Genomic DNA, 19,188 nt, shown 5'->3' on the forward strand with positions numbered 1-19,188 from the left:
GGCGCACTCCGTGATCGGGATCAGGCGCCTTCGGCCGCCAGCTCCCGCTTCCATTCGCGGAAGCCCTCCTCGGTGCGGCCGCGCCGCCAGTAGCCCGAGATCGAGAGCCATTTCGGCGCGACGCCGCGTTCCTTGCGCAGGTACGGGCGCAGCTGACGCATCACGGACTCGGCCTCGCCGTGTACGAACGCTTGGACCTGTCCCGGCAGCCACTCGGCCGCACGCACCGCGGCCACCAGTGGCGAGTGCGCCCCGGCGAGTTCGTCGGTGATCCGGTCCGAGGACACACCGCGATGCACCCAGTGCAGGCGCAGGTCGGCAGGCGAGACGAGGGAGATCTCGTCCTCGGTGCCGCCCACCTCGACGAACACGAGGGCGGGCGCACCGGTCGGCAACGCTTCGAGCGCGGCCGCGATCGCGGGCAACGCCGATTCGTCCCCGGCGAGCAGGTACCACTCGGCCGCCGGATCGGGGGCGAACGCACCGCCGGGTCCGTTCAGCCAGAACCGCTCGCCCGGCTCCACCGAGCGCGCCCATGGACCTGCCACGCCCTCGTCACCGTGCACCACGAAGTCGATGCTGATCTCGCGCCGCTCGGCATCGAAGGACCGCACAGTGTAGGTGCGCAGCACGGGCTGGCTCTCCGGGCCGAGCGTCGCCCGCACCGTGTCGAGATCGAACGGCTCGGGGTATTCGACGCCGGGCACCGGGAAGACCAACTTCACGTAGGCGTCGGTGAACGCGTTCGGTGTGAATCCGTCCGAGACGGTGCCGATCACCCGCACCAGGTGCGGGGTCAACCACTGCTTACGGACGACTGTGACGGTGACAGGTATCGGCACGGCTGCTCCCAACTCCTCAGATCCTTGCCGACGGTACCCGCGTCGCGCCGGGAAGTGGGGAGCCCGCTCGCGCCGCTACTCCGACCAGCGCTCTTCGAGCATCGCCGAGACCTGTTCGGCGAAGTCGCCGACCGCGTCGTCACCGGTCATCCTGGCGTCCTCGGCCAGCGCAGACCAACGGTTGATCAGCGCTTCCGAGCGCGGCACCGACAGCCCGTGCTCGCGGGCGGTGGCGATGCGAGCGTGGTCGGCGGGCAGGAACCAGTAGGTGGACAGCCAGACCCAGATCAACCGGGCTTCGAGGATCCGTTCGGCCAGGACGGTGTCGTCGGCCAGCGACGGCCAGACGCCGACCACGGCCGAGCGCCAGGCCTCGACCATTTCCTTGGCACGGCTGCGCGAGAGTTCGAAATCGCACAGGCAGCCCGGGAACGAGACCAGCGCATAGGCGATGTCGAGGGTGGCGTCGCGGAAACCGCCCCACTCGTAGTCGAGGAACCGCGCGCCTTCCTCGTTCATGATCACGTTGTCGGGGCACAGGTCCGACGGGCTGAACGCGCGATAGCGGCCACCGGTGAACAGGCGGTTGCCGTGCACGATGCGCTCGGCGATCTCGCCCGGCACCTCGATGCCGAACTCGGCCTCGAGCAGACCGGGGACCTCGGCGATGGCTGCCTGGGCCTGCTGGGCGATCCCGTCGACGCGGTGCACCGAGTCGACCCGCCGCATCAGGGCGACGAAATCGGGTTCGCGACCGACCGTCGCTGCGTGCATCCGGCCCAGCGCCTGCGCGAACGCCATCAGCGAGTTCCGGGTACCGGGCTCCACGCGTGCCTGCAGCACCGAGGTGAGCAGCGCGTTGTCGCCGAGATCGGACAACACAAGGAGCCGGTCCGGGACGCTGTGCGCGATCAGGAAGGCACCGGGTCGCTGCTCGCGGCTCAGCGCGGTGGTGAACTGGTAGGACACCGCCTCGCGTAGGAAGGCGGCGTCGATGCTGGCGACGCCGGGCGCCAAACCACCGGTGCGGCGGTCAGGACTGGAACCGCGCACCTGCTTCACGATCAGCGTGCGCGGCAAGGAAAATGCGTTTTCCGCAACACGCACGCGTAGGACTGTCGTCCTACCACTGCCGCTGAGCTCGATCGGATCACTCAGCTTTACCGGAGCACCCATTCGCTTTGTGAGCAACTGTTGTGCTGCGGACACGACGTCGGCGGCGCGTTCGGCCAATAGTGCGGTCATCGCCTCTCAAGCTACTCGTACCCGGTCACTTCTAGCGAGCGGTTGGACAACCTTTCCGCGTCGTTCGGCGTGTTGGCGCCGAGGTTGCGCGTATGTGCCTGTTCGCTTGACACATCAGTCGGTCTTCGGGTTTTCTCATCGTGAACTGCTGTGCGCCACACCGCAAACCGGTTGAGTCGAAAGGTCTATCACAGTGACCGACACTCCGTACGCCGCATCGAGCGATTCACCGGGCGGGTCGCCTGTTCCTGGCGGTGGCGGACAGTTCGCCCGGCCCGCGGGCAGACATGAGGGAACCGGGCAACCACCGGCTCCCGGTTCGGGTCCGAGCAGGCACGGAATGGCCGGTGGCGCAGGCTATCCGCAATTCGAAGGCCCCGGCGCCGCCCAGTACGGGCAGGAGCCGGTCGAGCCGCCGCCGCCGATTGCCGGCCAGGGCGGGCACACACCGCAGTACGGGCCCGCGGGCACGGGTCCCGGTTACGCGGTCCCCCAGGCTAAACCGGAGAATCCGGCATACGCTGCCGCCCCCGCGTCCGGCGTGTCGCAGGGTGGTGGTGGGCAGACGCCCGGTTACTACCATTCGGGAGCACAGGCCCTCGATATCGGCCGTTCGCTGAGCTACGGCTGGGAGCGATTCCGGGCCAATCCGGGTCCGTGGCTCGGCGTCACAGCGGTCGGGGTTCTGATCTATCTCGGCTTCGTCGCCGTCGTCCAGATCGTCCAACCGACATCACCGTTCAGCGTCCTGTTCCTGTTCTTGCTGGTGATCGTCGCGCTGTGGCTGCTGCAGGCGGCGATGGTGCGCGGCGCGCTCTACGAAACCGACGGGTACCCACCTGCTTTCGGGTCGTTCTTCCGGTTCGTCAACGCGGGCAATGTCCTGCTGACCTCGCTGCTGGCGTTCACCATCACCCTGCTGCTGTCGTCGCTGTGCCTGGCGCCGGGGGTGATCGCCGGGTTCCTGTGCATGTTCTCGCTGCACTTCGTGATCGATCAGGACTACGGCCCGGTGGAAGCGATCAAGGCGAGCGCGCAGCTGGTGCTGGCGAATCTGTGGGCGTCGCTGCTGCTGGCGCTGACCGTCATGCTGGTCACCGTCGTCGGCGCGGCACTGTGCGGGCTCGGCCTGTTCGTCGCGGGGCCGGTGTGCGTGATCGCGGTGACCTATTCCTACCGGATGCTGACGGCGGGGCCGGTGGCCCGCGTCTGAGGTCAGCGTTCCAGGGCGCTCCGCATGCCGATGGCCCGCTTGAACCGGCCGATCGGACCCCTCTCGTCGCCCGCCTTCGGCCGCAGCTCGAGCACCAGCACCCCGGCGATCACGATGCCGACCAGGTTCACCGCCAGCTGGCCCGCCGACTCGAACGCCCGGTGCCACTGTCCGACCGTGGCCGCCACCACCGCGTACCCGGCGGCGGGCACGGTCGTCACCGAGATGAAGACCCCGATCAGGGCCGCCGACTTCGCGGTGACCAGCGACAACATGCCCGCCGCACCGGCGAGCAAGGCCACGACCAGGGAGAACGGACCGACCTCGTAGATGAAGTCGACGCTGTGCGCGTCGACCACACCCGCAGTGGTGATCCAGCCGAGCTTCTCCCACACGATCGTCGCGCCGAGCGTGACCACCATCGCGATCGGGAACGCCACCGCCAATGCGATCACCGAGCGCCGCGCCAACCGCCAATTGCGCCGCACCAGCGCCACCGAGAGCGCTGCCAGGGGACCGAACTCCGGGCCGACCACCATCGCGCCGACGATGGTGACCGGCGAGTTGGTCGCCACACCGATCGCGGCGAGCAGGCAGGCGATGGTCAGGAACGCGACGAAGGTGGCGTTGAGCGAGGATTCCTCGTGGGTTTCCTTGAGCAGTTGCTCCCAGATCACCGCGTCGCTCGGATCACCGGGCGCCGCCCGGACGGCGCGGTCGGCGGCATCGGAGAGAACCGCGGTGACCGGGCCGAGGGTGATCCCGCCGTGCTCGACGATGCCGAGCGACTTCACGTCGGCGAGCACCGTGTTGCCCGCCTCCCGAGCCACATCGGCTTGGACGAGATCGCCCACGGGGTCGAGCGCGACACCGCGCGCCACCGTCAGGTGGGTGACGCCGGCGTCGGCTTCGAGGATCCGCACCAGCTCGTCGGTCTGCTCGGGCGGGCTGATCACGCGAAGATGTAGCACCGGTGTCCTCCTGATCGGTATCGCCGGTGGCGATACGGGAACTGACCAGAAGGTACCGGGCTACCCTCGATGACCGCTATTTCTCGGCCGGAACAACTTTCGGCGCGGCGGTGGCGTCGCCGCCCTTGGCCTTGACCTCGGGCTTGGCGTCGATGCCGGCTTCCTTGCGCTGCTGCGCGGTGATCTGCGCGGGCGCGTCGGTGAGCGGGTCGACACCGCCACCGGTCTTCGGGAACGCGATCACCTCGCGGATCGAGTCCTCGCCGGCCAGCAGCGCGGTGATGCGGTCCCAGCCGAAGGCGATGCCGCCGTGCGGCGGGGCGCCGTAGGCGAACGCGTCGAGCAGGAAGCCGAACTTGTCCTGGGCTTCGGCGTGGTCGATGCCCATCACCGCGAACACCCGTTCCTGCACATCGCGACGGTGGATACGGATGGAACCGCCACCGATCTCGTTGCCGTTGCAGACGATGTCGTAGGCGTAGGCCAGCGCGGAACCGGGGTCGGTGTCGAAGGTGTCCAGCGACTCCGGCTTGGGCGAGGTGAACGCGTGGTGCACCGCGGTCCAGGCCGAGTAGCCGAGGGCGACGTCACCGCTGGCGGTCGCCTCGGCGGTCGGCTCGAACATCGGGGCGTCGACGATCCAGACGAAGGCCCAGGCGTTCGGGTCGATGAGGTCGCACTTGCGGGCGATCTCGCCGCGCGCGGCACCCAGCAGGGCACGCTGCGCTTTGGTGGGGCCGGCCGCGAAGAACACGCAGTCACCCGGCACCGCGCCGACATGCTTGGCCAGGCCTTCGCGCTCGGCGTCGGACAGGTTCTTGGCAACCGGGCCACCGAGGGTGCCGTCTTCGTTGATCAGGATGTACGCAAGGCCCTTGGCGCCACGCTGCTTCGCCCAGTCCTGCCACGCGTCGAGCTGGCGCCGAGGCTGGCTCGCGCCACCCGGCATCACGACCGCGCCCACGTACTCCGCCTGGAACACCCGGAACGGGGTGTCCTTGAAGTACTCGGCGCATTCGGTGATCTCGATCCCGAAACGCAGGTCGGGCTTGTCGGAGCCGTAGCGCCGCATCGCCTCCGCGTACGTCATGTGCGGGATCGGGGTGACGATGTCGTGGCCGACCAGCTTCCACAGCGAGGTCAGGATGTCCTCGGCCAGCAGGATCACATCGTCCTGGCGCACGAAGCTCATCTCGATGTCGAGCTGAGTGAACTCCGGCTGACGGTCGGCGCGGAAGTCCTCGTCGCGGTAACAGCGCGCGATCTGGTAGTAGCGCTCGATGCCGCCGACCATGAGCAGCTGCTTGAACAGCTGCGGGCTCTGCGGCAGCGCGTAGAAGCTGCCCGGCTGCAGGCGCGCGGGAACCAGGAAGTCGCGAGCACCTTCGGGGGTGGAGCGGGTGAGCGTGGGGGTCTCGACCTCGACGAAGTCGTGGCCTGCCAGCACATTGCGGGCGGCGGCGTTGACCTTGGACCGCAGCCGGATGGCGTGGCCGGGGCCTTCGCGGCGCAGGTCGAGGTAGCGATACTTGAGGCGGGCCTCGTCGCCGGGGGTCTCGTCGAGCTGGAACGGCAGCGGCGCGCTCTCGTTGAGCACGAGCAGTTCCTTGGCGTCGACCTCGATCTGCCCGGTCGGCAGCTCCGGGTTCTCGTTGCCGTCGGGACGCAGTTCCACCACACCGGTGACCTGCACACAGAATTCCGCGCGCAGCTTGTGGGCCTGTTCGGCCGCCTCGCCCTCGCGGAAAACCACCTGCGAGACGCCGGAAGCGTCGCGCAGATCGATGAAGGTCACACCACCGTGGTCACGACGCCTCGCCACCCAGCCGGTGAGGGTGACGGTCTGACCGGCGTGCTCGCTTCGCAGCGAACCAGCCAAGTGGGTGCGCAGCACGGTATTCCTTTCGACAGACTTTCGCGGACTCGTCGCACCGGCGCGGATGTCCGGGTGCACTGCCATCGTAGTGAGACACGGTGCCCGAGTGAAAACCGATATCTACCCCACCGTGTCAAGCTTGTGACACCTGTTCGCCGTCGCTGGTCCCGCCGACGGTGAATCATGCTGTGAGGCAGCCCGACATCCGAGCGAAGGCGAGTACCGCGATGACCTTCAACGAAGGTATGCAGATCGACCCCGGCCGGGCTTCCTCGGGTGGCGGACCCGGCACGGGCGGCAAACTCGCCCTCGGCGGCGGCGCGGGCGGCCTGATCCTGTTGGTGATCACCTTGCTCATGGGTGGCGATCCGGGGTCGGTGCTCGGCAACTTCACCGGCGCGCAGGGCGAGCAGGCGCAGCCGGGGACCGCGGGCACGCCGACCCACTGCAAGACCGGCGCCGACGCGAACAAGTACGTCGACTGCCGGGTGGTGGCCACCGCGCAGAGCCTGGACGCGGTGTGGTCGGTGCAGCTGCCCGAACAGACCGGCAAGCGATACGTGCAGCCCGAACTGGTGCTGTTCACCGGTGCCGTGAGCACCGCGTGCGGTAATGCCACCAGTGATGTCGGCCCGTTCTACTGCCCCGCCGACCAGACCGCCTACTTCGACACCGCCTTCTTCCAGGAACTGACCGACCGCTTCGGCGCGAGTGCGGGACCGCTGGCGCAGGAGTACGTGGTCGCGCACGAGGTCGGCCACCACATCCAGAACCAGCTCGGCGATATCGGTAAGGCCCAGCGCGATCCGCAGGGCGCGACCTCCGGCGCGGTGCGCACCGAACTGCAGGCCGACTGCTACGCGGGCATCTGGGCCAACTTCGCCGACAAGCAGCCCTCACCGGGCGGCGGGCAGCCCTTCCTGAAGCCGCTGTCCGACAAGGACATTCGCGACGCGCTCTCGGCCGCCAATGCCGTCGGCGACGACCGCATCCAGCGCTCGGCGGGGCGCGGCGTCAATCCCGAGTCGTGGACTCACGGGTCCTCGGAACAGCGGCAGAAATGGTTCCTCGTCGGCTACCGGACCGGGTCGGTGCAGTCGTGCGACACCTATTCCGCGCGTGACCTCGACAACCCGCCCGGGCTACGCTGACCCCCGAACGCGATACCCACGCACTGTCTTTCGATCGAGGGGAACCCATGCGCCCGACCCTGACCGGACTGCTCGTCTGCGCTCTCGCCCTGCCCGGCGCGGGCGCACTCGCCCATGCCGATCCGGCGCCACTACCGCTGGTGAGCCTGACCACGATCCCCGACGGCTGGTCACAGCGCACCGACCTGCGCCCGGTCTTGCAGGTCTTTCCCGACGGCGAAGCCGTGCACATGCCCGATGCGGTGGTCAAGGACCGCAAACCCGAGACCGCGCCCAAGAAGGTGACCGGAACGGTTGCCGCCGACGTGATCTCGGCCGCGCGCGAGGAGATCAACGCACTGAAGGACACCGATTTCGGGATCCCGGCAGGCGATAACCGGGGTACCCAGATCATCGACCTGATGCCCGAGGATCCGGCCGACGAGATCCACCTGGTCATCTACTCCCCCGAGGCGGCCGACGGCCTCAACCCGGAGCAGAAGGCCGCCCGTAAGCGCTTCACCGACCTCTACAAGAAGCTGGTCGACGCCTTCAAGAGCTGATCGTTCGACGCCGAACCGAAAGGGCCTCGCCGGTTCGTACCGGCGAGGCCCTTTCCGGTCAGAACCGGTCGGCGGTCGCGTCCTCGTCGCGTTCGTCCTCGTGGACGGCGCCGATGACATCGGGCGTGGATTCGCCCAGCGGGCCGGTGAGATCGTCGTTGCCGGTGCGGCTCTGGTAGGGCTGCACGGTACGACCGTGTTCTTCCTCGTTGTTGCCACGGCCCGCGCCCGCTCCCGCGCCGCCGCCCATCATGCCGGAGGTACCGCCGGTGCTCGCGGCCGTGGTGGTACCCGAGCCCATCAGACCGGTGGTCATCGCACGGCCCGATGCGGGAACCCCCGCACCGGGTACGGCCGCCGTGGTCTTCGGCGTGCCCGTGCTCGGTGTGCCGCCGGTACTGCCACCCGCGCCACCGCGCGCGGTGCCGAGCGCGCCGAGCGAAGCGCCCGACCCGCCGCCACTGCCACCGGAGCCACCGGTGCCGAGACTCGACGGTGTCGTCGAGCCGGGAGTGGTGGTGGTGCCCGCGGTGGTGCTCGCCGCGGTGGTGGAGGAATCGCCGCCGGTGAGGGCTTCCTCGGCCTGGGTGAGCAGCGGTTCGCCGATGTTCTCCGAGGCCGCGGCCAGGACTTCATCGGGCGAGGGCAGGCCGCTCTGGCTGGCGAGCTGCCCGACGACACCGCTGAGTTCGCCGGTGTACCCCATCAACTGCCCACGGGTGACGTTGACGACCGACACCGCTTCACCGAGATGCGTGGTGGCCAAGCCGATCAGGGTGGCCTGGGTCGGCGGCAGCATGATCGTCGGCGCGAGCGCGGTGGCCTGGGCCGCGAAGGTCGTGGCGATCGTGGTGAGCTGAGCATTACCGGTCTGGACGACGGCAGCCGCCTGCTGGGTGAGCGCGGAGATGTCGATGCCGCGCTGGCTGGTGTCCTGACCCTGGGTCTGAGCCTGCTGGCTGGCGGTGGTCGCCGCGTCGGCGGCCTCACCTTCCCACAACTGCTGGACGGTCTTCACCCCGCCTTGGGCCAGGCTCATCGCCTGTTCGATGACCGCGGAGGAGCTGCTCAGGATCGCGGTGGGGTCCAGCGAGCTGAAGACACCGGTGCCGAAGCTGCTGAGCAGGTCGAGGAACGGCTGGAACAGGGTGTCGATGCCGGGCAGCGCGGGCAGCGACAGTCCGCTCATCAGCGCGGCGACCGGATCTTCGGTCAGCGTCGTCGCGGCGGCGGACGTGCTCGCGCCGGAGGTGCTCGCGGCACCGGTGCCCGACGTGCCGGTGAGCGCGGCCTTGGCCTGGTCGTACGCCGTCAGCGCGGCAGCCGACGCAGGGGCCGCGACCTGAGCGACCGTGCCCTGCAAGCCGCTGAGCGCGGAGGAGGCATCGTCGGAGACGCCGGACAGGATGTCCTGGGGTTGGATGCCGGTGCCGAGGCCACCGAGCCCGCCGAGCCCGGCCGGCGACATGCTGCCGTTCTGGGCTTCGTCGGTGATCTTCTGCGCGAGCGTGAAGACCGCTTCCTCGGTCTCGGCAGCGTCCTCGGGTACCTGCACCAGCGGCACGTCCAGGATCGCCTGCGAGTCGAGAGGTGCCGCACCCATCACCGACGCGGTCGCGGCATCGGCAGCGGCCATGGCGGCGTCGGGAGCGATGACGCCCGCGTCCGAACTCAGCGGCTTCACAGGCCGGCAGCCTGACGCGCGAGCTGGGCGGCGTTGTCGATATCGGTCGTCTCGAAGGTCACCGTCGACTTGAAGGCCGCGTCGGAGAGTGAGCTGAACTTGGCCGACAGGTCGTTGATATCCTTGGCCTGCAACGCTTGTGCGGCCGCGAACATCGCGAGGTAGTCGGCGCCGATGAGGCCGAACACCGGCGTCGCCGCCGACACGCTGGCAACCAAGTCGATATTGCCCGCCGCGGCGACCTGTCCCGCCACCCCGCCATTGGTCGCCGCGAATGCCGCGACTCCTTCGGTTTGCACCGAGAGATCGGTCATGCGAAATCCCCCCAACTCGTCGTGAAAAGTCTGCACTACAGAAGCGAGCGACGGACGCGAAACTCCCGACGCGACCACCCAACTGCGATTGGCGCCAAATATAGCCGAACTCCCCGGCAGTTTTCGAGTCGTGCCACCTTCGATCCGCGTGATCCACTATCAAAACTAGAACATGTTCTATATCCTCGGGCTCATGAAGGTCGCAGTGACCGGCGCAGCCGGCTACCTCGGTACCAACTTGATCCCTCTGCTCGTCGAGCGCGGCCACGAGGTCGTCGCGATCGACCGCGCGGCCCCGACCACCGCCGATCCGGCCGTGACCTGGGTCGACGGCGATGTGCTCGACCCGGCGTCGATGCGTGCGGCGCTGGCGGGCACCGAGGTGGTGTACCACCTCGTCGCGCTGATCACCCTCGCCGAACGCAACGATCTGGCGTGGCGGGTGAACACCGAAGGCGTGCGCGTCACCGCCGAGGCGGCGCTGGAATCGGGTGTGCGCCGGTTCGTGCACACCAGTTCCATCCACGCCTTCGATCAGTATCGCGCGGGCGGACACATCGACGAAACCTCCAGCCGCTCCGACGATCCCGGCCTGCCGGTGTACGACCGGTCGAAGTGGTCCGGCGAACTGGCCTTGCGCCCGGTGATCGAGCGCGGGCTCGACGCGGTGATCGTGAATCCGACCGGCGTCTACGGCCCGGTCGATCACCCCGAGCGACTGTCCCGGCTCAACTCCATCGCCGCCCAGGCGATGCGCGGCCAGATTCCGGTGATGATCGGCGGCGGCTTCGACCTGGTCGACGTGCGCGACGTCGCCCTGGGCCTGATCCTCGCGGGCGAGAAGGGCCGCACCGGCGAGAACTACCTGCTCGGCGGCGAGATGACCACCATGATCGACTTCTGCCGGATGGCGGCGGCGCGCACCGGCGCCAAGGGTCCACGCTTCGCCGTCCCCGCGAAGGCACTCGGCGCGCTGCTGCCGGTACTCGAGCCGATCAGCAGGCGCCTCGGCTCCGACGTCCTGTCCAAGGCCGCACTCGGCGCGCTCATCTCGGCGCCGATCGTCGATCACGGCAAGGCCGAACGCGAACTCGGCTACCGCCCGCGCCCGACCGCGGAAACCGTCGCCGATCTGGTCGACTTCCTGCGCGCTCCGCGCACCGCCTGACCCCGTGCACCCCTACGCCGCCGCTTCGCCGATGATGTTCGCCGTCGCCTGCTGCCCCGCGGCGTTGGGGTGCACCGGTGTCGCGTTGAGCTGACCCGGCACCGGCGGCTCGACCCACCGGGTCGCGAGATCACGGCAGGCGTCGTGCCCGATGCCCGGGGTGTAGATGTCGACATAGCTCGCACCGTTGGCTTCGGCCTGTCGCCGCAACGCGGCGTTGAGTTCCTGTTCGACACCCCGCGCGTAGGCGATATCGCCGGTGCTGAGCGGGATCTGGGGATAGCAGCGGCCCGATTCCGGCAGCACCGCCGGATATCCGACGACGTACACGCGCGCGTTCGGGGCGAGCGTCCCGATGCGCGCGATGGCGGCACCCATCGCGGGCTCGTTGTCCGCGATGTCGTCGCTGAACCGCGAGCCCCAGGCGTCGCGACACGGTGTGCCGACGTCGGCGGCATTACCGAGATTGAGCGCGACACATGACATGACCATCGTCTGGAACAGATTGTCGTCGTTGCCGCCGATCTGATAGGTGACGACCCGGGTCCGCGGCGACAGCGCGTCGAATTGCGGTGGCTGGTCGGGATATTGGGCGGTGGTCATGTGCACGGTGGCTGCCGAGGCACAGCTGACATCGGTGAGCTCCCACCCCGTCGCCGCGGCCAGCCGATGCGGATAGTTCGACACCGATCGGGTGCACAGGGGCGGGCTGCCCGGCACCGGGTCGAGCAGCCCCGGCGCGGCGGTATAGGAATCCCCGAGCGCGACATAGGACATCGCGGGCGCCGCCGCGGAGGCACCCGGAAACAGCAGGCCGACGACGAATTGGGCGACGACCGCGACGAGCAACGGCCTTTTCATCGAACACTTCTCACCTAGACACCATCGATCAGCGGGCCGAACGGTCCGTCATCAGCCATTTTACCCGCGCCGCGCTCGAATGTGGCCGTCCGAGACCCGCCCACTCGACGGGGGCGCCGAGTCGCGCTTGACAACATAGTCGAACACATGTTCGACTCGTTGGGTGCGGTGGCAAGCCCAGACCCTAGACGCCGATGACGGCGCGTTACCAGGCCTCACCAGGGCCGGGCTGGTCCGCACGGTCCGCACCCCCGAGTTCGACGGCATCACCTTCCACGAGGTGCGGTGCAAGAGCGCGCTGAACAAGATGCCCGAGAGCTCCGCGCTGCCCTTCCGCTGGACGATCAACCCGATGCGCGGCTGCTCACACGCCTGCCGCTACTGCTTCGCGCGTGGCAGCCACGAATATCTCGGCCTCGACGCGGGCGAGGATTTCGATTCCGAGATCGTGGTGAAAACCAATATCGCCGCGGTCCTGCGCCGCGAACTCACGCGGCGTTCCTGGCAGCGCGAGGCGGTGGCGCTGGGTACCAATACCGACCCGTATCAACGGGCCGAGGGCCGATACCGCTTGATGCCAGGCATCATCACCGCCCTCGCCGATTCGGGCACCCCTTTCTCCATCCTCACCAAGGGCCCCCTGCTGCGCCGCGATCTCCCGCTGCTCACCGAGGCGGCCCGGCGAGTCGAGGTGAGCGTGGCGGTATCGATCGCCATCCTCGATCCCGACCTGCACCACAGCCTCGAACCGGGCACGCCCGAACCCCGCGCCCGGCTCGACCTGGTCCGCGCACTGGCCGACGCCGGCTTCACCGTCCACGTCATGGCCGCGCCGATCATCCCCTGCCTCACCGACAGCCGGGCCCACCTCGAGGCTCTGTTCGCGGCGATCGCCGACGCGGGCGCGGCCAGCGCGGTGGCCTTCCCGATGCACCTGCGCGGCCCCACCCGGGACTGGTTCCTCACCTGGCTCGGCACCGAGCACCCCGCCCTCATCCGCCGCTACCGCCAGCTCTACGCCCGCGGCGGCACCGTCACTCCCCTCTACCGCGACTGGCTACGCGACCGGGTGAACCCCCTTCTCGCCCACCACGGCCTGCGCCGAACCCAAGGCCCCACAACCCCAGTCGGTCCCCCACCCACTCCGCAGGACACGCAACTCGCGCTGTTCGGCTGACCACCCGGATTCGACCACGACTGCCAGGATCAGCCGAGTGCGGCGACCTCGGAATCGGTGAGGACTACCGGCGAGACACTGTCCTTGCTACGCACCGCCCGCACCGCGCGATACAGCGGGCGTTCGTCGAGACCCGCGTCGCGTGCCTCGGCGCGCAACTGCCCCACCAGCACTTCCGAGATCGCGATGGCGGCGACGAGTTCGCTGGCGGCGAGCGCGTCGGCGAGTTTGCGCAGGCCCAGTAGATGTAGTTCGCGGCCGCTGCCCACGTCGGTGTACATCGCCAGTGGCACCAATTGGGTGTCGCCGCCCGCGGTTACTCGCAGGACGATGCGGCTGAGCCGAGCCGGGTACACCAGCAGGTGCACGCCGGTGGCGTCGGCGAGGTCGAGAGTGTGTTCGCCGAACAGGCGGTGTGCGCGGATCACGGTGCCGCTCAACCACATTCGCCGTCGCTGGAACGCGAAGACGTAGCCGATGGTCGGGACCGCGACGGCCAGCCCGATCAGAACCGCGTACGGCCAGCTCAGCCATATCGCCGACAGCAACCCCGCCCCGACACCGACGCCGAACGCGGCCAGCGCGAGCCTGCGCAACATCGGCGCGAACACCTCGGGCGCCACCAGGTCGATACCGACCGGTTCCGTCGCCGCCGACTGCCCGGACTGCCCGTCCACGATTGCCTCTCCACCCCCACCGGCCCGCCCGGCGTGAGGCGCGGTCAGATTACCGCGCCTCACCGGCCTGAGCAGCCGAGCGGATTCAGCGAGCGAGTTCCTCGCGCAGGACCGCGACGACGCCGTCGAGCGGGACGGACCGCTGCTCGCCCGTGGTCATCTCCTTGACGCCGATCGTGTTCTCGGCGAGGTCACGATCACCGAGCACGAGGGTGTATTTCGCCCCCGATCGGTCGGCGCCCTTCATCGCGCCCTTCATCCCACGTCCGCCGTAGGCCAGGTCGACGCTGATGTCGGCCGCGCGCAGCTCGCCGGCCAGCGTGACCAGCTTCGCCTTGGCGGCGTCACCGAGCGCGACGCCGTAGACCTGGCAGCGCGCCGGATCGGCCGCCGACTTGCCCTCGGCCGCGAGCGCCAGCACGGTCCGGTCGACACCGATGCCGAAACCGATGCCCGAGAGGGGCTGTCCGCCGAGTTCGGCCATCAATCCGTCGTAGCGCCCACCACCACCGATGCCCGACTGCGCGCCGAGCTGGTCGTGCACGAATTCGAACGTGGTCTTGGTGTAGTAGTCGAGGCCGCGGACCATGCGCGGGTTCACCACATACGGCACCCCGAGCGCGTCGAGGTGGGCGAGCACCTGCTCGAAGTGGGCCTTCGCCGACTCCGAGAGGTGGTCGATCATCAGCGGCGCGTTCGCGGTCAGCTCGCGGACTTCGGGACGCTTGTCGTCGAGCACGCGCAGCGGGTTGATCAGCGCGCGACGCTGGGTTTCCTCGTCGAGGGGCAGCGCGAGCAGGAACTCTTGCAGCAGTTCGCGGTACTGCGGACGGCATGTCTCGTCGCCGAGCGAGGTGATCTCGAGACGGAAGCCGTCCAGGCCCAGCGAGCGGAATCCCGCGTCGGCGATCGCGATGACCTCGGCGTCCAGCGCCGGATCGTCGATGCCGATGGCTTCGATGCCCACCTGCTGCAGCTGACGGTAGCGACCGGCCTGCGGACGCTCGTACCGGAAGAACGGACCGGCGTAGCAGAGCTTCACCGGCAGCTGACCGCTCTTGTCCAGACCGTGCTGGATCACCGCGCGCATCACGCCCGCGGTGCCTTCGGGGCGCAGGGTGAAGCTCTCACCGTTGCGGTCGGCGAAGGTCCACATCTCCTTGCTGACCACGTCGGTCGACTCGCCCACACCCCGTGCGAACAGGGCGGTCTGTTCGAATACCGGCAGCTCGACATGCCCGTACCCCGCGAGTCGGGCGGCGTGGATCAAGCCGTCGCGCACGGCGACGAACTCGGCCGAACCGGGCGGCAGGTAGTCGGGGACCCCCTTCGGGGCGGTGAAGCTGCTGGTCTTGGTCACGATGGTCCAGTTTTCCCCACGGGCGCCCCCCGCGTCCAACCGGTTACCCTCTAGACGAACCTGACGACACGGGAGGAACGCGGTAGTGCCGAGTAACGAACAGCGACGGGCGGCGGCCAAGCGCAAGCTGGAGCGCCAGCTGGCACGACGGGCCGAGCAGGAGAAGAAGCGCAAGCGCTTGACGATCGCGGGCTCGGTACTGGGTGTGATAGTCGTCGCGGCCGCCGCGACGGGCGTGTATTTCCTCACCAGGGGTGACGACAGCGAGACGGCGAACGCCGAGTCGTCCTCGGCGGTGCCGACGACCCAGTTCGTCAACACTCCGCTCGACATCCCCGGCCCGCCGCCCCCCGCGGCCAAGCCGGCGACCGTCGACTGCAGCTACCCGGTGGGCCAGGAGCCCCCCGCGAAGCCCGTCACCGCGCCCGCCACGACCTCGGTCGCCACCGACGGTCCCGCGGTCAAGGTCTCGATCGACTCCACGCAGGGCCCGATCGGATTGTCGCTCAACAGCGCGCAGGCACCGTGCACGGTCAACTCGCTGGTGAGCCTGGCCCAGCAGGGCTACTTCGACAAGACCAGCTGCCACCGCATCGTGGCCACGCCGGGCTTCGGCATCCTGCAGTGCGGTGACCCGACGGCCACCGGTAAGGGCGGACCCGGCTACAGCTTCGACAACGAGTACCCGACCGACCTGTTCGCCGCCGACGACCCGTCGCTGCAGCAGCCGGTGAACTACAAGCGCGGCCTGGTCGCCATGGCCAACGCGGGCACCTCACCGGAGGGCAAGGGCACCAACGGAAGTCAGTTCTTCCTGGTCTTCGGCGACACCCAGCTGCCGCCGAACTACACCATCTTCGGCACGATCGACGAAGCCGGACTCGCCACCCTGGACAAGGTCGCGGGCGGCGGCGTCAAGGGTGGCGCCGAAGACGGTGGGCCTGCCATCCCGATCTCGTTCAACACTGTCAAGGTGGGCTGACACCGCTTTCCGGGCGACACAACGGACCGGACACGCTCGCGTGTCCGGTCCGTTTCCGGTTTTCGGGCTCCGACGTGCGAAGAAGATCATCAGAGGCTAGGCAACCCTACGATTCATTCGGCTCGCGCCGCGCCCACCCGCATTTTCTCCGCTGCCACCGGCCCCGCCGGACATCGCACCGTGTCGTTCGCGCGGTAGGCTCAGATGTCCACTTCCACAGCAGCATCGGGGAGCAGTCATGGCGGAACTCGACGACATCGGCAGCGAAACGGCGTCCATGATGCGCACCATGCTGCAGATGGCCATCTTGGTGGCGGTCAAGTCGCGTGAACACGGCCAGAAAGACGCCGAGTCACGCGCGAAGGCGATCGAGGCCAAGATGAAGGAAGCGCGGGAGCTGCAGATCCGCGAGGCCCGCGATCTCAAGGCCAAGGATCCGCGCAATATCGAACTCGTGCAGATGATGTCGGTGGGTTCGCGCACGGTGGAATCACGCGGTGTGGAATCACGCAGTGTGGAATCGCGCGGCATCAGCCTCAACAAGGAGTCGGGTTCCCCCTTCGCGGCGAGCGCCGCCGGGCCCGCGAGCACCGCCGGACAGGCCGTGAGCTACGACTCCACCGAGCGGCGCGCGGCGATCGCGGCACATCTGCAACGGGCAGGTGTCGCCCCCGAATTGAGCCAGGTGCGCATGCTGGTCGAGATGGGCCACGGGATTTCGCCCGAGGAAGCGATCCGGCTGCGCGACGCGGGAACGCGGAACATGCCGGCGCGGGCACGTGGGCTCGAACGCGGCATCGAACGCGGGATCGAACGCGGACGCTGATCTCGGCGGCGCCAGGGTGCGGCCCCGCCGAGATCGTGGCTCAGGCGCCGGGGGCAGCGCCCTTGTCCCACAGCCCGTTATCCGGCTCGGTCCACTGAGCCATGTCCGGCTTCTCCACCGGCAACGAGGTGAGCATCTCCTTGTGCCCGTTGCGGACGCTGCAGTACTTGAACGGCCCGCGCGGGTCGAACAGCTTGATCATGTGCGGATCGGCGTGTTCGAGGAACCACACGCTGATACCGGGGCCACCTTTCATCCGGTAGTGCTCCCACGCCTGCCATAGCGCATCCAGGCGCACGGCGGCCTCGGGATGGCGCCACCACTCCGGGCACCACACCGTATCGCTGATGTCGGTGACCTGACGACGGTAGAGCTGGCTCAGGTATTCGCGGACGAACTCGCTCACCCCGGCGTAGACACGCTCCTGCCGGTCGGCATCCGAAAAATCGTTGCTCACAGCGGCTTGACCTCCTCGACTTCACCGATCTCTTCCGGCGGAATGGATTTCGCTAGCGATGGCGATCCGAACAGATCGTCCATCCGGGTCTTACGAGTCGGGTCGTTCTGTTCGATCGACTTCTTGACCGCTTCGGAGTACTCCGATTCCCACCACGGCACCGTCCGCACCAGCACGGCCGGCTGACCGGAGGTGAACACGACCGCGCGGCCGCGCGGTAGCGTCGCCAGGCCCTGCGGGGTGAAGGTCACCGAGGAGCTGAGCGAGCGCGAGTAGCTCTTGCTGTTGCCCGACTGCGACATCGACGACGAGATCGAGTCGTACTCGCCGATCGCCTCGGATCGATCGCGCAGGAAGGCCATGTCGTCGACCCCGCTGCCGAGCACCTTGATATTGGCCGCGGACCACAGCGCGCTCATTCCGGCCTCGCCCCAACAGCGCGCACCCTGCGCCCAGGACTGCAGCACGGTCATCACCACGATGCCGCGCGACCCGAAGTGGCTGTACTGCTTGGGCAGATCCTTCCAGCGCACCACGTTGGCCGCCTCGTCGAGCACCGCGAGCAGCGGGATCGGCAACCGCCCACCGGACGAACGGGAAGCCTTGCGCATGGCCACATCGATGACGGCCTCGGTGAGCGCGCTGACCAGCGGTGCCGCCGATCCGCGCCCCTCGAGCGACAGGCAGTACAGCGTGCCGTTGCGCTCGATGAACTCCAATTCGTCGAACTGAGGACGAACACCGTCGGCCGGCGTGATCCACGGATGCACATTCGACAGCTGCAAGCAGCGGATCATCTTCTTGGCGGTACCGAAAATGCCGCTCCTGGTGCGTTCGTCAGCGTTGTACTGCATGGCAAGGCCGGACGCGGTGAAGTGGTGTTCGGCGCCACGAAGGTGCTGGATCGCCTCGGTGTTCTGCGGATTCGTCACCCATTCCCATACCTGGGTGATCGGTTTGCCCGCGATCGCGGCGGCGAGGAAGAACGCGGCGAGCAGGTCCTCTGCCTCGGGATCGAAGAAGTTGTCACCGTCGTCGGCGCTGCCGCCGGTCTCGGCGTCGGCGAAGTGACCGGCCAATCGCGCCGCCCGCATTTCGCAGCCTTCGGTGCGGAAGTTGACCCAGGCCAGCGGATCCCAGAACCAGGTCGGTCGTTCACCGGCGACGCCCTGCGGGTCGAACACGAACGTGCGGCTGCCCTTGTCCTCGCGCACGTCGCGCGTCGCGTCGACGACGTCACGTTTGTTCGATGTCGCCAGCACGGGGCCGATCGCGGACAGGATCGCCGGAATCACCCGCGAGGTCGACTTGCCCTGTCGAGGCCCCCAGATATCGAGGTGGAGGTCTTCGTAGGAGCCGTAGAGCGGGGTGCCGTCGGCGACAGCGATGCCGATCGGTACCCCTGGCGCGTCGCCGGTCCCCAGCCGCACGCCGAGATCCTTCGCCTTCTCCCGGACGCCTGCCTCGGTGATCGACCCGATCGCACTGCCACTACCCATGTAGTCGGCCTTGTCGTCGATTGCCAACCGCCCCGCGACCGCCCGCTTCTTCAACCGCTTGCGGATCCCCACATACGCGATGGCCGACGCGATCACCAACAGCACGATCACCGTCGACGCGCGCGGCCAGTGCAGCTTGCCCCGCGCCAGATCGGCGACCACCGCGATCGGATTGACCGGAATGTTCTGCGGCACAACCGCCAGCGCGTTGCCCAGGTGCAGGGCGGCGGCGAGGGTGAACAGCGCCGCGAAGCCGAACACGATCATGATCAGCGTCGTGTCGGGTCCGACCGCGGCCGGATCCGTCACCTTCTTCTTCGCCACGGGTGCCTCCTTGTGTGGA

Annotated in this window: 18 protein-coding genes; 7 read left to right on the forward strand and 11 right to left on the reverse strand. The window is 68.4% G+C overall.

Annotated features, from left to right (window positions below):
• Positions 1 to 20 precede the first annotated feature (20 nt).
• Both ACFWPK_RS03975 and ACFWPK_RS03980 read right to left on the reverse strand, forming a co-directional pair.
• Complete coding sequence (locus tag ACFWPK_RS03975) at positions 21 to 842, reverse strand: siderophore-interacting protein (protein ID WP_378913041.1); 822 nt, start codon at positions 840 to 842, stop codon at positions 21 to 23.
• Positions 843 to 917: 75 nt separating this feature from the next.
• Complete coding sequence (locus ACFWPK_RS03980; RefSeq protein WP_378913042.1) at positions 918 to 2,087, reverse strand: phosphotransferase family protein; 1,170 nt, start codon at positions 2,085 to 2,087, stop codon at positions 918 to 920.
• A gap of 193 nt (positions 2,088 to 2,280) precedes the next feature.
• Here ACFWPK_RS03980 and ACFWPK_RS03985 point away from each other — a divergent pair, with 193 nt between their 5' ends.
• On the forward strand, positions 2,281 to 3,300 hold the full coding sequence (locus ACFWPK_RS03985; protein WP_378913043.1) for a hypothetical protein: 1,020 nt from the start codon (positions 2,281 to 2,283) through the stop codon (positions 3,298 to 3,300).
• Positions 3,301 to 3,302: 2 nt separating this feature from the next.
• Here ACFWPK_RS03985 and ACFWPK_RS03990 read toward each other — a convergent pair whose 3' ends face one another.
• Positions 3,303 to 4,271, reverse strand: a complete 969-nt coding sequence (locus ACFWPK_RS03990; RefSeq protein ID WP_378913044.1) for a DUF389 domain-containing protein — start codon at positions 4,269 to 4,271, stop codon at positions 3,303 to 3,305.
• Positions 4,272 to 4,347: 76 nt separating this feature from the next.
• Positions 4,348 to 6,165: an aspartate--tRNA ligase gene (gene aspS, locus ACFWPK_RS03995; RefSeq protein ID WP_378913046.1), complete on the reverse strand. Its 1,818-nt coding sequence runs from the start codon at positions 6,163 to 6,165 to the stop codon at positions 4,348 to 4,350.
• Between the two features lie 209 nt (positions 6,166 to 6,374).
• Here aspS and ACFWPK_RS04000 point away from each other — a divergent pair, with 209 nt between their 5' ends.
• Positions 6,375 to 7,298, forward strand: coding sequence for a neutral zinc metallopeptidase (locus tag ACFWPK_RS04000; RefSeq protein ID WP_378913047.1), 924 nt, complete (start codon positions 6,375 to 6,377; stop codon positions 7,296 to 7,298).
• A gap of 47 nt (positions 7,299 to 7,345) precedes the next feature.
• Positions 7,346 to 7,840 carry a hypothetical protein gene (locus ACFWPK_RS04005; protein WP_378913048.1) on the forward strand — a complete coding sequence of 165 codons (495 nt, stop codon included), beginning with the start codon at positions 7,346 to 7,348 and terminating at the stop codon, positions 7,838 to 7,840.
• Between the two features lie 58 nt (positions 7,841 to 7,898).
• On the opposite strand, the gene ACFWPK_RS04010 is transcribed toward ACFWPK_RS04005, so the two are convergent.
• Together ACFWPK_RS04010 and ACFWPK_RS04015 are read right to left on the reverse strand one after the other, a co-directional pair.
• The gene (locus ACFWPK_RS04010; RefSeq protein ID WP_378913049.1) at positions 7,899 to 9,524 is read right to left on the reverse strand and encodes a hypothetical protein; all 1,626 of its coding nucleotides are present in this window, start codon (positions 9,522 to 9,524) and stop codon (positions 7,899 to 7,901) included.
• On the reverse strand, positions 9,521 to 9,838 hold the full coding sequence (locus ACFWPK_RS04015) for a type VII secretion target (RefSeq protein ID WP_378913050.1): 318 nt from the start codon (positions 9,836 to 9,838) through the stop codon (positions 9,521 to 9,523). The genes ACFWPK_RS04010 and ACFWPK_RS04015 overlap by 4 nt, the downstream gene beginning before the upstream one ends.
• A gap of 193 nt (positions 9,839 to 10,031) precedes the next feature.
• Here ACFWPK_RS04015 and ACFWPK_RS04020 point away from each other — a divergent pair, with 193 nt between their 5' ends.
• Positions 10,032 to 11,006 carry an NAD-dependent epimerase/dehydratase family protein gene (locus ACFWPK_RS04020; protein ID WP_378913051.1) on the forward strand — a complete coding sequence of 325 codons (975 nt, stop codon included), beginning with the start codon at positions 10,032 to 10,034 and terminating at the stop codon, positions 11,004 to 11,006.
• Positions 11,007 to 11,018: 12 nt separating this feature from the next.
• On the opposite strand, the gene ACFWPK_RS04025 is transcribed toward ACFWPK_RS04020, so the two are convergent.
• Entirely contained in the window at positions 11,019 to 11,867 is an 849-nt protein-coding gene (locus tag ACFWPK_RS04025) for an SGNH/GDSL hydrolase family protein (RefSeq protein WP_378913052.1), read from the reverse strand.
• Between the two features lie 163 nt (positions 11,868 to 12,030).
• Between ACFWPK_RS04025 and ACFWPK_RS04030 the strand changes: the two genes are divergently transcribed.
• Positions 12,031 to 13,044 carry an Rv2578c family radical SAM protein gene (locus tag ACFWPK_RS04030; RefSeq protein WP_378913053.1) on the forward strand — a complete coding sequence of 338 codons (1,014 nt, stop codon included), beginning with the start codon at positions 12,031 to 12,033 and terminating at the stop codon, positions 13,042 to 13,044.
• Between the two features lie 29 nt (positions 13,045 to 13,073).
• On the opposite strand, the gene ACFWPK_RS04035 is transcribed toward ACFWPK_RS04030, so the two are convergent.
• Together ACFWPK_RS04035 and hisS are read right to left on the reverse strand one after the other, a co-directional pair.
• Positions 13,074 to 13,721: a hypothetical protein gene (locus tag ACFWPK_RS04035; protein WP_378913054.1), complete on the reverse strand. Its 648-nt coding sequence runs from the start codon at positions 13,719 to 13,721 to the stop codon at positions 13,074 to 13,076.
• Between the two features lie 85 nt (positions 13,722 to 13,806).
• Complete coding sequence (gene hisS / locus ACFWPK_RS04040) at positions 13,807 to 15,081, reverse strand: histidine--tRNA ligase (protein WP_378913056.1); 1,275 nt, start codon at positions 15,079 to 15,081, stop codon at positions 13,807 to 13,809.
• An 85-nt stretch (positions 15,082 to 15,166) separates the two neighbouring features.
• On the opposite strand from hisS, the gene ACFWPK_RS04045 reads away from it, so the two are divergent.
• Together ACFWPK_RS04045 and ACFWPK_RS04050 are read left to right on the forward strand one after the other, a co-directional pair.
• Positions 15,167 to 16,063 carry a peptidylprolyl isomerase gene (locus ACFWPK_RS04045; protein ID WP_378913057.1) on the forward strand — a complete coding sequence of 299 codons (897 nt, stop codon included), beginning with the start codon at positions 15,167 to 15,169 and terminating at the stop codon, positions 16,061 to 16,063.
• Positions 16,064 to 16,301: 238 nt separating this feature from the next.
• Positions 16,302 to 16,889 carry a hypothetical protein gene (locus ACFWPK_RS04050; RefSeq protein ID WP_378913058.1) on the forward strand — a complete coding sequence of 196 codons (588 nt, stop codon included), beginning with the start codon at positions 16,302 to 16,304 and terminating at the stop codon, positions 16,887 to 16,889.
• 40 nt (positions 16,890 to 16,929) lie between these two features.
• On the opposite strand, the gene ACFWPK_RS04055 is transcribed toward ACFWPK_RS04050, so the two are convergent.
• Positions 16,930 to 17,346 (reverse strand): DUF4913 domain-containing protein, encoded by a 417-nt coding sequence (locus ACFWPK_RS04055; RefSeq protein WP_378913059.1) that lies wholly within the window; start codon positions 17,344 to 17,346, stop codon positions 16,930 to 16,932.
• Positions 17,343 to 19,169, reverse strand: a complete 1,827-nt coding sequence (locus ACFWPK_RS04060; RefSeq protein ID WP_378913060.1) for a type IV secretory system conjugative DNA transfer family protein — start codon at positions 19,167 to 19,169, stop codon at positions 17,343 to 17,345. The genes ACFWPK_RS04055 and ACFWPK_RS04060 overlap by 4 nt, the downstream gene beginning before the upstream one ends.
• Between the last annotated feature and the right edge of the window lie 19 nt (positions 19,170 to 19,188).

Source organism: Nocardia sp. NPDC058519, assembly GCF_042719755.1.
Lineage (GTDB): Bacteria > Actinomycetota > Actinomycetes > Mycobacteriales > Mycobacteriaceae > Nocardia.